Annotated in this window: 6 protein-coding genes; 3 read left to right on the forward strand and 3 right to left on the reverse strand. The window is 68.2% G+C overall.

The genetic code is table 11. From position 1 onward, the window contains the following. Nucleotides 1–304: 304 nt before the first annotated feature. Nucleotides 305–508, forward strand: coding sequence for a hypothetical protein (locus tag AC0T5L_RS19895; RefSeq protein ID WP_476166959.1), 204 nt, complete (start codon nucleotides 305–307; stop codon nucleotides 506–508). A gap of 383 nt (nucleotides 509–891) precedes the next feature. On the opposite strand, the gene AC0T5L_RS19900 is transcribed toward AC0T5L_RS19895, so the two are convergent. From AC0T5L_RS19900 to AC0T5L_RS19910, 3 genes are read right to left on the reverse strand one after another with little or no spacing between them, the layout of a single operon-like run. Next, on the reverse strand, nucleotides 892–1,716 hold the full coding sequence (locus AC0T5L_RS19900) for a thioesterase II family protein (RefSeq protein WP_476166960.1): 825 nt from the start codon (nucleotides 1,714–1,716) through the stop codon (nucleotides 892–894). After that, nucleotides 1,713–5,021, reverse strand: a complete 3,309-nt coding sequence (locus AC0T5L_RS19905) for an SDR family NAD(P)-dependent oxidoreductase (protein ID WP_476166961.1) — start codon at nucleotides 5,019–5,021, stop codon at nucleotides 1,713–1,715. The genes AC0T5L_RS19900 and AC0T5L_RS19905 overlap by 4 nt, the downstream gene beginning before the upstream one ends. 14 nt (nucleotides 5,022–5,035) lie before the next feature. After that, nucleotides 5,036–6,181 carry a DegT/DnrJ/EryC1/StrS family aminotransferase gene (locus AC0T5L_RS19910; RefSeq protein ID WP_476166962.1) on the reverse strand — a complete coding sequence of 382 codons (1,146 nt, stop codon included), beginning with the start codon at nucleotides 6,179–6,181 and terminating at the stop codon, nucleotides 5,036–5,038. A 192-nt stretch (nucleotides 6,182–6,373) separates the two neighbouring features. On the opposite strand from AC0T5L_RS19910, the gene AC0T5L_RS19915 reads away from it, so the two are divergent. Together AC0T5L_RS19915 and AC0T5L_RS19920 are read left to right on the forward strand one after the other, a co-directional pair. Next, nucleotides 6,374–8,125 (forward strand): non-ribosomal peptide synthetase, encoded by a 1,752-nt coding sequence (locus AC0T5L_RS19915; protein WP_476166963.1) that lies wholly within the window; start codon nucleotides 6,374–6,376, stop codon nucleotides 8,123–8,125. Then, nucleotides 8,122–15,120, forward strand: a complete 6,999-nt coding sequence (locus AC0T5L_RS19920; protein WP_476166964.1) for a condensation domain-containing protein — start codon at nucleotides 8,122–8,124, stop codon at nucleotides 15,118–15,120. The genes AC0T5L_RS19915 and AC0T5L_RS19920 overlap by 4 nt, the downstream gene beginning before the upstream one ends. Nucleotides 15,121–15,204 lie beyond the last annotated feature (84 nt).

Genomic DNA, 15,204 nt, shown 5'->3' on the forward strand with positions numbered 1-15,204 from the left:
CCAAGGACACACGGGAGTCTCAGAGCCGATTCACCTCCGGACCGAAGGCCGGAGCACTCTCGGATAAAACCGGTAGCGCTCCGGTAGAAGCCCGCACCAACAAGCAACGGAGCCCGCTAGAAGAGCAGGGACTCTCACATCTCCGACTTCCCAAGGGCTCCGTTGCACCCCCAGTCCGTCGTGGCCGCCCCCGTCTCCGCCGACGTCGCCGACAAGCTCGGCCGCCCGCACGGACCCCCGCTCGCCACGAGGACGCCGCCACAGCCTGACCAGTGTCCTGCTCTGCGCCCTGGCCCCCCACACCTTGAACGCGTCGACCAGGCCCGACTCCCTCAAGGTCCTGGCCGTGGACGGCGAGACCCTGCGCGGGCCGGCCGCCCGCACCGACCCGGCGGTGCACCTGCTCGCCGCGCTCACACCTACCGGCACCTGGCCGCCCAGGTCCGGGCCCCCTCGGGCACCAGCGAGATCGATGCCCTCTCTGTCCTGCTGTAGGGCCTCCACCTGACCGGGGAAACGGACTTCCCGCACGCGATCCAAGCCGTGCGAGTGCGCCGCCGCGTCAGGGATCTGCGCACGGGTGCGGTGTCGTGGACCTGTGCTTACGCAGTGGCTTCGCTTCCGATGGGTGCCGTATGAGGCTTTCACCCGTCCGATCGACGTGATCGGACTCCCGTGACCAGGACCGATATCACCGCACACCGAGGAGGAAACGGCCCTGGTGGAGGCGGGGTTGAAAGAGGGGCGCCCGTGGGCGCCCCTCAGTGACCGTTTCCGTCGCCTGCTGGTCGGAACGTGTGTCCTGACCAGGTGCTTCGTGTCGCTGAGCGGTCTTTCCCGGCCCCCGTGGCCCGGCGTCGAGGGGCCGTGGGTCCAAATCCCGCCCTGTTCCTACTGGTGAGCGCCCTGTGCCGGACCTTCACGGTCAGATCCGGCAGCGCGCGCTCCGTGCTCCGTCCCCAGGATCGACTCAACGTCCTCGGTGATGTGTGCCGCGACCTCGGCGGGACACTCGCCCAGGTAGAAGTGGCCGCCGGGGTACACACGCACGTTCACCGGACCTCGCCACCTGTCTCGCCAGCCGTTGAGGAGCTCGGGTGTGACCCCCGTGTCGGACTCACCCCCGAAGACGGACAGCGGTGTCCTCGGGCCCTCCCGCCTGGAACGGGGACGCCAGGTGTCGACCACTTGCAGATCGGCTCGTATCAGGGGTTCCAGGAACCGCCACAACTCTTCGTTTTGCAGAACCTCGTCGGGAGTCCCGCCCAAACCGGCCAAGCCTTGGCGCAGCTCCTCGGACGAACAGAGGTGCCGCTCCTCGGAGGGCTCGCCCTCAGGGCGGGGGCTCCAGGCCGAGATGCCCAGCCACGTGGGCGCTCGTGAATCCGTTGCGGCCAGCAGATCAGCGAGTTCGTAGGTCAGGAGCCCGCCCATGCTGTGGCCGAAGATCCCGTACGGTCGGTCCAGTTCGGGAAGCAACCGGTCATGGAACCGGTGAGCGAGCGCTTCGGCCTCACGCAGGGGCTCCGTTCCCAAGGAGCGCCCTCTTCCCGGAGCGTCGACCAGGCACACGTCCCAATCGGAGGGGAAGTGTCGGACCCAGTCCATATAACCCAGGTGGGAGCCGCCCGCATGGTGAAGGACGAACAACCGGAAACGAGCGTCGGGAACGGGCCGAGTACGCGTCAGCCCGACCCCGTGCAAGCGCTGGCTCACTGCGTCACCCCATCAGCGCGGCGGTGCTCGACCAGTGCGGACTGCTCCGCGAGGGTCGGGTACTCGAAGAGGTCGTCCAGGCTGAGCACCGGGCCGAACCTCTCGTCGGCGAGGTCGAGGAAGCGCAGCATGACGAAGGAGTCCGCGCCCAGGTCGATCAGGTTCTCCTCGTCACTGAACGCTCCTCCACCCAGCACCTGGTGCCACAGCTTCCGTATGATCGACCGCGGATCGGCCGGAGGGCCGTCTCCGTGTTCCGGCGGCGCCACGTCCTGTTTCCGAGACGGCATGGGTTCTTGCGGGGTGGCCACGAACAGCACACCTGATTCCTCCAGGCGGTCGATGATCATACGCAGACCGGTGTCCGGGGTGAGTCCGTGGGAAAAGCCGCGGGCCATTCCGGTGTCACGCCAGGTGGGCCAGGCGATGGCAAGGACTCCCGAGTCCCCATCAGTCTGGTTCCGGGTGGCCACATCCTCGAGATAGACGTTGGCCGCGGCGTAGTCGGCGGCTCCCGAGAGTGGCTTGACGGTCGTGAGCGACGAGAAGAGGACCACCCGGGCCTTCCCGGAGAAGAGCCGCACCACGTTGTCGGTGCCTTCGACCTTGGGCGAGAGGACGTACGCGGTGTCGTGGACACCGCCGTCCCCGAGCCGTCCGCCCCCGGCGCGACCGGCGGTGTGGAGCACCACGTCCACTCCGCCCAGGGCTTGTTCACAAAAGCGGGACACCCGTTCCATGGCCTCCCCGTCGCACACGTCAGCTTCAAGCCAGCGGAGCGGGGAGCCGCCTGAGTCCTTTTCCGACAACTCGACGGCTTCATACCCGCGCACGGGCTGCGGTCTACTGCCGCGTGCGACTAGGACCACCGTGTCATGGGGCCTGGTGGCGAGGATCCTGTCAGTCAGCGCCGTGGCTATCCCTCCCTTGCCTCCGGTGATCAACCAGCGCAGCGCTCCTCGGCCCTGGCTGGAAACCGCGATCGGGGCTTCCGGGTAGTCGGGAAGCCATCGGCGTCCTTCACGCCAAGCGGCTCGCGGGTCGGAGCGGCCCAGCTCTTCGAGGCACAACAGGGCGAGAGTCTCGTAGCCGAGTCCGGGAGGGACGTCTAGGAGCGTGGCGGTGGCGTCTTCGCGTTCGGCGTTGAAGGCGTTCAGCGCTCCTGGGGAGAGGGCGGGAGAGCGGTCAGCGGTCGCGTCACCGGGGAGGGCGAGCTCACCCGCGGCCATGCACAGCACACGTGTCGCGCCTGTGTGGGATACGAACTCGATAATCCTGCGGAAGCGGGTGTAGCCATCGGTCGTGGAGGACCTCGGAGCGAGTCCGGACAAGTCGATGACGGTCGTCGGGGCGGGTGCCGTGAGGAAGGAGGATTTCCGCTCGGCTTCTTCCGGAGCCAGGATCCGGACCTGGTCGAACCTCTCGGACAGCAGGGCGGCCACGGTTTCCGCGCGTTCTCCGGGCTCATCGATCAGGAGGACGGATGAGTCTGGAGGGACGGCTCCTGCGGGCTCATCGGAGGGAGACCAGCGCACTCTGTGCACTCGCGTACCATCGCTCTTCGGTGAGGGCGCTGCGACGCGCAAGGGCCAGTGACGCTCCCGGTCGAAAGTGTAGGTGGGCAGACGCAGAAGAGGATAGCGTCCTCGCTCACCTGGGAGACGGTAGTCGGGATCGGAGACCCACCGGCGGGCCGATACCTCTGCGGCCGCGCGCTCGGAGGCCGCGGTTCCGGCGGTCTGGTGGGCCTCCTCAGGAGCCCTCTGCCCTCCCCGGGCCACGTCAGCCAGCGCCTGCGCGGCTTCCTTCGCGGTGCGGGCGACCACTGCGGCACGGTGGGGCAGTGCCCTTCTTCCGAACCGCAGGGTGCGGGCGACCTCGATGACGGAATGCTCCCCGGAGCCGATGAACTCGGCCAGTGTGCGGCACTGCTCCAGAAGGGACCATTCCGTGGCCGCCGACACTGGCAGGACGACCCATGCCCCCTCGGGCTCCGAAACACGGAGGGAATCCTCGGCGGGGACGGCTTCGGAGACGATCACGTGGGCGTTGGTACCGCCGAAACCGAGCGATGTGACCCCGACGTTGGCCCGGCTGCTGCGGATGACGCGCTCTTCGTTGGTGTTGACCGCCAACGCGTCGGATCCGGCCAGCGCTGAACAAGGGGCGGAGAAGTTCACCTGCGGTGGCAGCTTCCGGTGGCGGGCGATGAGTGCCGCTTTGATGACCCCGATGATTCCCGCGGCCGCGTCGAGGTGTCCGATGTTGGCCTTGAGCGATCCAAGACGGCAGGCGTCACCAGTGCGTGCCCCGAATACCGACTCCAGGGCCCGGATCTCCAGGGGATCGCCCAGGGAGGTGCCGGTACCGTGCGCCTCGACGTAGTCGACGTCCTGTGGGCCGACCCCCGCTCTGCGCTGCGCCAGCCTGATGGCCTCGGCCTGGCCCTCGACGCTCGGAGCGGTAAAACCGGCTTTGTCGCGACCGTCGTTGTTGACCGCGCTGCCACGGATGGTGGCGATGACGTCGTCTCCGTCACGGATAGCGGCTGACAGGGGTTTCAGTACGACCGCGGCGGCACCGCTGCCCCGGGCCGAGCCGGTGGCGTCAGCGCAGAAGGGGCGGCAGCGTCCGTCCACCGAGCCGATCCCACCGGAACGATGCTGGTATCCGCGTTGGCTCAGCAGCTCCAAGGCCGTTCCACCCGCGACCGCGATTTCGCAGTCCCCGTTCGCCAGCGCCTGGCACGCCATGTGCAGTGCGACCAGGGAGCCGGAGCAGGCAGTCTGCACGGACATGCTCGGCCCCCGCAGGTCCATGGCGTAGGAGAGCCGCGTGCTCAGGAAGTCCGAGTCGTTGAGCAACCAGAGGACGCTGTCGTCGGCAGGGGTTTGATGGCCTTCCTCGGCCATCAGCAGGTGGAGGTAGGTGTTGGTGCCTGTACTGGCGAACACACCCGCCGCTTCTCCCTCCCCGGTGCGGCCGGCGTCCTCCAGTGCCTCCCACAGCACTTCGGAGAACATCCGGTGCTGCGGGTCCATCACGGTGGCCTCACGCGCGGTCAGGCCGAACAGGGAGGTGTCCACACCCTGGTAGGAGTCGTCGACAGGATGGTGTCTGAGTACGAAGCCGGGACTGTTCAGGGCCTCTTCCGGGGTCCCGGCGGCGACTGCCTTGTGCGGGGCTATGGGCCGGGAGGCCTCCTGCCCGTCGACCAGCATCTGCCAGAACGCGTCCGGGCCGTTCGCGCCGGGAACACGGCACGCCATGCCGATGATGGCTGTTTCATCGTTTCGATGTGTCACACGGACCTCTTCACTCATGCTGTTAGCGGCGCGCCTACGGCGTGCCGAAGGACGTCGGCCACCCTGGTGACCTCACAGAGACCGACCGAGGTGCCGTTGGGAAGGGACAGGACCCGCTCCGCGAGCGCCTCGGTGTTGGGCAGGGGCGCGTGTGCGGCCGTTGCGCGGTAGGGAGCGAACTGGTGGCACCCCGGGGAGAAGTAGGGCCGGGTGAGGATCCCCCGCGCGTGCATGGTCCGGTTGACATCGTCCCGGTGGATCCCTGTGGTATCCGGGTCGATCTCGACGACTACGTACTGATGGTTGCCTCCGCCCGGGGCCTGAGGGCGCACTCTCACTCCCGGTATCCCGGCGAGAGCCCGGCGGTAGGCGGCGTCGTTGCGCCGGTTGACCGAGATGAGTCCGGGCATGGCTTCAAGGGAGGTCAGCCCCATCGCCGCGCAGACCTCGGTCATCTTGGCGTTGGTTCCGGACCACAGCACCTGGCGGTCTGGGGCCAGGCCGAAGTTGACGGTGGCGCGGAGGCGCTCGGCCAAGTCCGCGTCGTTGGTCACGACAGCTCCGCCCTCGAAGCTGTTGAGGAACTTGGTGGCGTGGAAGCTGAAGACCTCCGCCTCGCCGAATCCGCCTATGGGACGTCCTAGGTGGGTGCTGCCGACGGCGTGGGCCGCGTCGTAGAAGACGGGTAGGCCGGTGTCCCGGGACAGGGTGTCCAGCGCGTCGGTATCGCACGGAACCCCGTAAACGTGTACGCCGATGATGCCCCGGGTCCGAGGCGTCACCAGCCGTCGTACGTGTTCCGGGTCGATCGTCGCCGTGCGCGGGTCGATATCGCAGAAGACGGGGACCGCACCGATCCACTCCATCGCATGGGGGGTCGCGACCCAGGTGAAGGCCGGCATGATCACCTCGTCCCCGGGCCCGATCCCGTAGGACTTGGCGACGACCTGGAGCCCCGTGGTCGCGTTGCAGACGGCAACGCAGTGATCGACTCCGGCGAGCGAGGCCACACGTTCCTCGAACTCCCGCACCAGAGGGCCGTTGCTCAACAACTGCCGGTCCAGGGCACCGCTGAGCCGATCGAGGAAGCGCTGTCGATCACCGATGTTGGGCTTTCCGACATGTATCAGTTCGCCAGGGTCGTCCGGTGCCTTCGTCATGTCTGTTCTGACTCCAGTCGCGTTGCCCGCCGTGGGTCGGTGTTCGCCCGCTTCGATCGTGGGGACCCTTGCACCCCTGGGTTTCCTTCCGGTTTTCGCGAGAGCGATAGCGGGCGAAAACGATGGGCACATCCCCGCGTCCTAGCGTTCGTCCCGTACCAGCCACGGACGGATCGCTAAGAAGGAGCGGGCATGAGAACGGGTTCCGATGGCACCAGGGCCACGACCGGAGAAGCAGCTGCCCTGATCTCGGAGGCGGTGGCCTCGCCCGCCGGCGGAGTGCGCCACGGGACCGACCTGTACACCTACGCGGACATCATGGACATGGGCGCACCCGTGTCCGCCCGGCTCGCCAAGCTGGGGGCCGCCTCCGGCACGGTGATCGCCGTCAGCCTTCCTCCTGGTCCGCGTCTGCTGTCCGCGGTGTTCTCGGTGGTGTCACAAGGGCTCTGCTACCTGTACGTGGACCCGGAATGGCCGCGTTCCTACCAACGTGACCTACTTCGCTGGGCGCGCGCCCGCTACTTGGTGACCGAGGGCGCTCCCGGGGCCGGCGGACTGGTGTGCGAGAGGGTGGACGCGTCGGACTCGCGGCCGGATCCGTCGCTCCCAGAGGACACCATGTGCCTGGTCGCCACCTCTGGAACCACGGGCGTGCCGAAACTGGTGGCGATGGCCCAGAGCGGGATCACCCGCCTGGCCCGCGGGGCCGGGCCGATCACCCTCTCCCCGTCGGACCGGGTACTGGCTCTGGCCCACCCGGGATTCGGAGCTTCCCTGTGGGAGACGTGGGCCGCGGTCACGGCTGGTGCGGAACTGGTGGTACCCACCGAGCGCTATCACTCCTTGAACGAACTCACCGGCACCGTGCTCGAACACTCCGTGAGTGTGGCCCACCTGTCCGCCGGGATCTTTCGACAGCTCACTTCCCAGGACCTTGACCGCCTGTCTTCTCTGCGGTTGCTGATGACCGGGGGTGACACGGTTCCGCCCGTGTCCTTCACGGCGGCCGACGCCGCTCTGGAGGCGAGCGTCGTGGCCTGCTACGGGTGTACGGAGAACACCGTCTTCACGTCGCTCTACCAGGCATCCCCGGCCACTCGGCCCGACCGGCCGCTCCCCCTGGGTGATCCGCTCCCCGGAACCGGGGTGCATGTACTGGACGAGGACCTGACCCCGGTCGGGCCCGGGGCACGCGGAGAGCTGTACGTGACCGGCGATGGCCTCACCGCCGGTTACGTCAACTCCCCGGAAGCCACGGAACAGCGCTTCCTGGATCTGGCCTTGGGCCCAGGAGGGAGCACCGTCAGGGCCTACCGGACAGGTGATCTGGCTCGCCGGGACGGTCAGGACGGGTACGAGCTGTGCGGACGTGGTGACCGGCAAGTCCAGGTGCGCGGTTTCCGCCTCGAACCGGCGGCCGTGGAACTGCGCTTGTGCGCCCAGCCGGACGTCAGGGACGCCCATGTGCTCCAAGCGGTTCGGGGCGAGGAGCGCGAACTCGTCGCCTTCGTCGTTCGGGGTGGTGACAGGGGTGGCCAGGCGGCGCTCGTGGACGCCCTGCGGGCGGGGGTGCCCTCCTACATGGTTCCCGACCGGATCGTCGAACTCGACTCCCTTCCGCTGACCGAGCGCGGCAAAGTCGACCAGCGCGCCCTGGAACGGCTACTGGAAGACGGGGCCCGTGTCCCGGCCGAGGACACGGGAAGCGAGGACACCGAACGGGTGCTGCGGATCTGGGCTGAGGTCCTGGAACGCACGGACCTGGGGGTGGACGACGTGTTCGGTGACAAGGGAGGCCACTCGCTTCGGGCCACCCGTGTGCTGTCCCGGGTCCTGTCCGAGTTCGGCGTGGACGTCAGCGTCCGCGATTTCTACAAGGACCCGACCGTTCGCGGAACGGTCCGGGCCATCGACCGGGCACGCGGGGAGGAGCGGGTATGACTCTCGCGGAGTATCCGGTGAGCGTCCGGGCGACCCCCAACCAGGTACAGCTGTATTTTCTTCAGCAGCTGCACCCGGACAGCTACTTCTACAACGTGGCCTTCCGCGTCGACCTGGACGGCTCGCTCGACGCCGCGTTGTTCGCCGAGTGTGTGGAGGCCCTGGTGCGCAGGCACGAGGGGCTGCGTACGACCTTCGCTTCGGCGCCGGAGACCGGTGTGCGTCAGGTGGTGAACTCGCTGGAGAACTGGCGTGTCCTGCGGCGGAGGGTCCCAGGCCCCCGCGAACTCGTGGCCCCGCTCGCGCGGGAGGCGGCCCGGGAGGTTTTCGACCTCGAACGCGGCCCGCTGGTACGGGCCCACTTGTTCGAGAGCGGTTCCCGAGAGCACACGCTCGTCCTCGTCCTCCACCACATCGTGGTGGACGCGTGGTCGGTAGGGATCATGCTGGATGAGCTGGCCACGATGTACGAGGCCGCGGTAGGAGGAGCAGAGGACGGGCTGGCTCCGGCCGTGTCCCTCGCCGGGATCCCCACGGGCTCCCATCCCCGTGAGGAGAAGGACCTGGAGTACTGGCTGGCCGCGCTCGCGGACCAGCCCCCGCTCGGGCTCTCGGACGGACGTACCAGCCTGGAGGGCGCCTACCACCGTTTCCGAATCACCGCGCCGGTCGCCGAAGCGGTCCGTGCGACCGCCGTGCGCAACCACTGCTCCGCGTTCATGGTTCTGATGGCGGCTCTGCGTCACGCACTGGGACGCCGTTTCGGCGTCGACGACCTCACCATCGGCTGCCCGACGGCCGGACGCGACACCCTGGAGGCGGAAAAGGCCGTCGGCTTCATGGTCAACACGCTGCCTGTGCGCACTGTGTTCTCCCACGACGCTCCGGCGACCACTGCTCTGGAGGCCGTGCGCGAGGCGGTGTTCGATGCCTTCGAGCACCGGCGGGCCCCTCTGGAGAAGATCGTGTCCCTCCTCTCCCCGGAACGCCGGCTACTGGCCAACCCGCTCTTCGACGTGACCTGTCAGCAGCAGAACGCGGCCGAACAGCGGCTCGGCCTTTCCGGGGTGGCGAGCCGCTTCTCCCACATCGACAAGGGGACCTCGCAGTTCGCGCTCTCCCTCGACATCTATGACGAGGGAGAGGAGATCGAATGCACATTCGAGTACTCGACGGAACTATTCCCGGACGCTGATGAGCTGGAGAGTCAATACCGCCGGTCCCTGGACGAGGCCTTGGGTGCCTCCGTGCCCGCGGAACAGCCGCAGCAGTCCGGGGAAACGACGTATCGGGCCGCCGAGGGCCGCTGCCCGGTCGTCGAGCTGTGTGAGCGCCTGAACCGGGCCCTGTCCTCGGACCCGGCGAGAGTGGCACTGATCACGGCTGGACGGGCCTGGACCTACGGTGAGCTGTCCTCGGCGGCGGACGACGCCGCCGCTGAGTTGGAGGGTAGGGGCGTACGCCGCGGACACCGCGTGGCTGTGGCTGCTCCACGCTCGTCCGAGGGCGTCGTCCTGATGCTTGCCGTCCTACGTATCGGCGCTGCGTACTGCCCCCTGGATGAACGGCTGAGCGACACGCTCACCTCAGCCCTACTCCGGCGGTTGCGCCCGAAAGCCGTCGTCGGGTCCGCGTCCGGGGCGTGGAGCGAGCTGGTCGACTCCCTGGAACCGGCCCTTGATCCACCGGGGACGGCTGCTTACACCGTGCACACCTCCGGGTCCTCCGGAACCCCCTCAGCGGTCTCGGTCGCGCATGGGGCTTTCGTTCGGTACCTGGACGCTGTGCAGGAGCGCTACGGACTGGCAGAGGACGACCGTGTGCTGCATTTCGCCTCACCCGGCTTCGACGTGGGTATCGAGGAGGTCGTACCGACCGTCCTGGCCGGAGGCGCGGTCGTCATCCCCTCGGAGACCTTGGCGGCCGAGCCCGAGCGCTTCCTGGACGAGGTACACGAGTCAGGTGTCACCGTCCTGAACCTGCCGTCATCCTTCTGGCACCGCCTCACCGAGGCCTTGCCGGACCCAGAGGATTCACGATCCCAGGGTTCCACCATTCGGCTCGTCGTCATCGGCAGCGAGTTCCTCCGTCCCCGATCGGTCCTGCGGTGGCGTGCCGCGGGCTTCGGCGGGGCGCGGCTGCTGCACGCCTACGGCCTGTCCGAGGGCACTGTCACGGTGGCTACCGACGACATCACCTGTGCCCCGGTCGACGAGCAAACCGAACGCCTGCCCATCGGGCGTGCCCTGTCCCACGCGGAACTGACCGTGGTCGACGAGGACGGCTGCTCGGTGGCGCGGGGCGCCGTCGGCAACATCGCACTCTCAGGAGACGCGGTACGCACACCCAGTGGTACCTCCACCCTGGTGACGGAGGACTCCGGGCGGTTTCTCCCCGACGGACGTCTGGAGATCCTCGGCAGGAGGGACCGCAGGTTCAAACGTTCCGGCGTACTGATCGATCCGGAGCGGATCGAACGCGCCCTGACAAGTGTCTCCGGGATCGGTGAGGCCCATGTCGGCCCGGGCCCGGACGGGGCCGCGGCAGCCGTGCTGGAGGTCTCCCCCCGAATCGGTGGAGACAGGGAGCGGGCGGAGCGCACAAGGGTCACCGACTGGGCCGCCGTGCACGACGAGGAGTCGTTCAACGAGCACGGTCAGGACCGGGACCCGACCCTCAACACCAGCGGTTGGATCGGGTCGGTCGACCGGGAACCGCTACCCGACCGGGTCATGGTTCCCTGGGTGGCGGACGCCGTCGCCTCGGTGCGGGCCTTCGCCCCCAGGCGTGTCCTGGAAATCGGCTGCGGTACTGGCATGCTCCTGTTTCGCCTGGCGCCGGAGGTCGAGCGCTATGTGGGGCTCGACGTATCACTGTCCGCACTGGACTATTTGGCGCGCACCATCGAGTACGACCACCCTGAAGCGGCACACGCCGAGCTGTTCCACGGAGAAGCCGCAGACCTGGCCGGCCTCGGAGTCGGGGGCCGGTTCGACGCGGTCGTCATCCATTCGGTCGCCCAGTACTTCCCGAGTTCTGACTATCTCATCTCGGTACTCCGGACGCTACGGCCGTTCCTGGCGTCCAAGGCCGTGATCCATGTCGGGGATGTGCGCGGCCTGGAGGTGCGCCGGGCTCTGTACCGAGAACAGGTACTGCATCGGTCCCCCGGTACGGGGGGAGCCGCCCTGGTCGCGGGGGTGGAGGAGGCGGTCAGCCAGGAGGAGGAACTCCTGTTGTCACCGGAGTTCTTCACCCGCGGTCTCGAGGGGGCGCTCTACCCCGCCGCGGTCGAGGTCTGTGCCCGGCGTCCGTGGCCGGAATCGGAGCTCAGCCGGTACCGCTTCGACGCCCGCCTGTTCCACGGCGACTGGGAACAAGCGCCTCCGCCCGCGGTCGTCGAAGATCCGGCGGAGCTGGAGGCCATCCTGCGTGAGGGCCCCGAGAGCGTGGTACTGCCGGCACGGCCCCATCCGCTTCACACCGAGGCGCTCCTGTCCCTGACCAGGAGCTATCGAGACGCGGAGCTGACAGACCTGCTGGATTCCAGCGCTTCCGAAACCGGTGACGGCGCTGATCTGTGGCGGCGGTGGTTCACCGTGGCCGCGCGTGCGGGGTACGAGGTCCTACTGCCCTACGGGCGGGACGCCCACCACGTGGACGTGACCTTCGTCCGTCGCCGCGCACCGGGACACGAGCGCCTGCCGCTGCACCGCTCCCACGAGTTGAACGGGAACCGCCGGGGCCTCCTGGCCAACCTCCCTATGCGTGCTGAACTAGCTTCCCACATGGTCGGCGCGGCTTTGGGCGAGGTCGCGGCCGGTTTGGGCCCGGACTCGGTGACCGCTTCCGGCCTGGTGCTGGAACGGCTGCCCCGGATCTCGGACGGTCAGGTGCTCCGTCGTCCGCTCGGTGAACTGCTGCGCCACGCCACTCCCTTCGGGCGCCCAGACGAGGGGCGGAACGGGCATATGCGGGCCGATGCGCCACAGACGGATCCTCTGGTCCGTGAGTGGTGCGCTGTTCTCGGCCGGGACCTTGCCCATGACGACGACCACTTCTTCAGCTGTGGCGGTAACTCGATTCTCGCGCTACGTCTGGTGACCCGTCTGCGCCGGATCGGTTTTCGGATCACCCCGGCTGACGTCTTCCGCCACCAGGTGCTGGGTGAGCTCAGAGCGAAGCTGGACAGACCCGCTCGACGGGAGCACCCAGATGGGGGATCCCCTCCTGAGACCGTCACCGGCCCTGTGGAGCGGTCTCCCATGGCCTCGTGGTTCTGGGAACAGGACTTCCCCGAGCCGAACCTCTACCACCAGTCCGTCGTCGTGGAATTCCACCGTGCGGTGGATCCCGGCCAGCTGCGTGAACACCTGGAGAAGGTCGTCGAACGGCACCCCGCCCTGAATCCGCGCACGTATGGAGAGGGCGGCGCGCCGGAGGCCGTGCGGTTCGTGCGGACGGAGTGCTCCCTCGAAGAGCTCAGCGGTGAAGTCGAAGCCCACCGGCATGCTCTGTCGGCTCGAGGAGGGCCCGCGCTACTAGCGGTGTACAGTCCGGCGCCTGCTCAGCGGATGGTCCTGGTCGCGCACCATCTTCGAGTGGACTCGGTCTCTTGGAACCTCGTCCTAGACGACCTGGACCACCTGCTGGGCGGACAGCGATCGGAGCCAGGACTGCCTCAGGACCCCTCCCGCTGGCTGAACCGCCTGCGTACGGAGGTCAGCGCGGACCACGCCGAGGCCGACTACTGGCGAAAGGCCACGGCTGATCCGGGACCGGCACTGTTCCCGGCCAGGGAAGGTTCGTCCCGCCTGCACTGGTTCTCTCGCACTCTACTCAGCGGTGACATGGCGGAGGCGGCCGAGCGCTCGTGTGAGGGAGCTTTGGAACCCCTGCTGTTCACGGCCCTGGCCAGAGCCCTGACGAGCTGGCGCGGGCGTGATTCGGTGACAGTCGACAGGGAGGTGCACGGACGCGACGCCCTCGATCTCGACGCCTCCGACATCGTCGGATGGCTGGCGTCCAGCCATCCTGTGCGCCTCGCACACCACCCGGACCCGTCCCGAGCGCTGACCAGTGTGCGCGAGACGATGGACGCGTTGCCCCGTAACGGAAGCCGCTTCCTGGCGCATCGCTTCCTTAGCCCGACGCCGGTGCCCGAGAGCCCCGCGGAGGTATGCCTGACGTATATGGGGCGTACCCCGGTGTCCGGGCGTGCGTTCGGCTCGTTCCATCTCACCGGGGAGACGGCCGGACGAGACGTGCACCCTGCCAACACGTCCGTATACGCCCTTGACCTTCTCATCTGCCATGAGGACGGGGACCTGGTCGCCCACTACGCGGTGGACACCGCGCGTGTGAGCCTGTTGGAGGCGCGTGACTTCGGTGGGCACCTCGCTCGTGCGGCTGCCGAGCTAGCGGCTCTCCAGGGGGAGGGCCTGGAGGAACTCACTCCGGCGCAGACCGGCATGCTGCTGCACAGCGTCGCACGTCCCGACTCCCTCGTCGGAGTGGAACAGACCATCATCGACCTTCGCGGCGAACTGTGCCCTCGGGGTTTCGCGGACGCCGTCGACCGACAGGTCGCCCGGTATGACCTGACCCGTTCCAGCTTCCACTTGGACCAGGACCGAGCCGTCCGTCGTGTCCACCACGAGGTGTCGGTTCCCGTGGAGACGCACAACCTCTCCCACCTGAGCCGTACCGAACAGGCCCGCCTGATCCGGGACGCCGCTGCCGAGGACCTGGAGGCGGGCATGGACCCAGGATCGGCGCCGCCTATGCGCTGGTCTCTCTTCTCCTGCGGAGAGGGGAGAACGACCCTGGTGTGGACGCACCACCACCTGATTCTCGACGGGGAGGGAGCGTGGCGCTTCCTGGGGGAGGTCTTGGCCGACATGGACCGGCCCTCGGTCGAACGTGCACCCGCGCCCCCCTTCTCAGAGTTCGTGCGCTGGGACGCCGCCCAGGACTCGCGGGAGGCGTACGAGCACTGGGTACAGCGTCTTGACGGACTCGACGGACCCTGTCTCCTATTCCCGGGCGAAGTCCTGCCCAGCGCCACCGGGCACGGCCTGGACACGGTACGCCGGCCTCTGAACCTGACCGATCGGGTGGCGGCAGCGGCTCGCGCCCTGCATGTCACCCCCGGGACCATCCACCTGGCGGCCTGGCTGCTGCTCGTCTCCCGGATGTGCGGGCGCGCGGACGTGGTCTGCGGGACGACCACCTCCTACCGGTCGGAGGAGGACGCATCAGTCCAGACGGTGGGGATGCACACGGCGACCGTTCCGGTCAGGGCGAAGGTGAGCCCGGAAGCCACTCTCGGCGCGTGGGTCAGGGACCTCCAGGGGTCCGTCGCCGGGGACCTGTTCTTCTCCCGTATCGGCCCCGAGGCGCTCGCCAGAGCCTCAGGTATCGCCGGCCCCCTGTACGACACGCACTTCCTCTACCAGAACTACCCGAGGACAGTACCCGGCGACCTCGGCACGCAGATCGCCTCCGTCCGCACTGTGACCAGGACTGGTCTTCCGTTGACCCTGTCGGTGGAGGAACGCTCGGAGGGCGAATCCTCTCGGGTGGAACTCGTCCACGACGACACGGTGGTCGGGCGGGGCGAGGCCGCACGCCTGTTGGACCACTACTTGGCAACGGTCGAGCGGATCACCGACTACCCAGACACGGAGCTGCGGCGTCTGGAGGCCGTCGACGCGCCCCGAGACCGACGCACTCCGCCACGGGACGGCGGCGGTACCGCGATCCCGGGAGGCAGTGGTGTGGAGGAGTCCGTCAGCGCGGTCTTCGCCGAACTACTCGGTCTGGACGAGGTCCCCGCCACGACGCCCTTCTTCGACATCGGCGCACGCTCCATCGTTCTCGTCCAGGCCCACACCGAGCTCCAGCGGCGCTTCGGCGCCGAGCTTCCACTGACCCACCTCTTTGAGTATCCGACGGTCCGCGCGCTCTCGGAGGCCCTGGGCCGTGCTCTTTGAACCGTCTCGGACTCGCGTCCACCAGGCTGCCTTCCGCGGTGTCTTCGCGCTCGTACGGCACGGACAGGCTGAACGTCGCGCACC

This window comes from Nocardiopsis sp. TRM 82005, from assembly GCF_056312425.1.